This is a genomic window from Pseudogemmobacter sp. TB195, from assembly GCF_058313095.1.
Genome location: NZ_JBZEGG010000095.1, coordinates 1 through 832, shown reverse-complemented (window position 1 = coordinate 832; position 832 = coordinate 1). Strand labels below are relative to the sequence as shown.

Annotated in this window: 1 protein-coding gene and 1 pseudogene; both read right to left on the bottom strand. The window is 72.8% G+C overall.

The genetic code is table 11. The features are described from left to right. Positions 1-234, bottom strand: a pseudogene (locus AC4FS3_RS28770) (hypothetical protein); the annotation flags it as partial. 24 nt (positions 235-258) lie between these two features. Then, positions 259-832 (bottom strand): hypothetical protein (locus AC4FS3_RS28765; RefSeq protein WP_491023377.1); only part of this gene is annotated, 574 nt, incomplete at its 5' end.

The following is an 832-nucleotide window of genomic DNA, read 5'->3' as shown; positions in this document are numbered from 1 at the left end:
CAGCTTGTCGCTGGCTTCGGTGAGGGCGGTGACCGCCGCGCCAGAAGCCGCGTCCGCGCCAGCGCGCAGCCTGTCGCCGGCTTCGGTGACGGCGGTGGCGGCGGTCCGGGCGGCCGTGTCGAGGGCGGCGCGCAGTTCGTCGGCGGCCGCGTCCATGGCGGCGCGCATGTCCTTCGCCGAGGCGGCGAAGTTGCGCGATGCCTCGGCGGCGCGATCGCGCACCGCGTCGGCCATGGCCCCGGCGCTGGCGCCGATGGTTTACGTGGCGACTTCGCTAATGCGGGCGACCTCGCCGGAGAGCTTGCCGGCGCTGGCGTCCACGGAGCCGACAAGGCGCTCGCCCTGCTCGGTCAGCGTGGTTTCCAGACGGTCGATCTGCGTCACCAGTTGCTCGCCGATGCGGCCGGCGTGCAGCCCTAGCAGATTGTCAAGCAGGCGGGCGCGGGCGTCGATGGTTTCCACCAGCGAGGAGCCGGCCACGTCGGGCGTCTCGCTCGCCGCCTGGACGTGCTCGCCAATGACGGCGGAGATCGACTGGCCATAGCCATGGAAGACGTTGTCCAGACGGGCCAGCTGGCCGCCAACGCGCGCTTCCAGATGGCCGGCGCCCCGGGCGATGGCGTCGGCGATGTCGTCGCCGCGCGCGCCCAGATTGCTGACCAGGGCCACGCCGCGCTCGTCGAACAGCGAGGCAAGGCGGTCGATCTGGCCGGAAAGGCCGCCGCTCACCGCCACGCCATGGCTCTCCACCGTGTCGTTGAGGCGGCTGATCTGGGCGTCGAGCGCCGCCACCGCGCGGGCGGTGGTCTGCTCCAGCACGCCGGCGATCTCG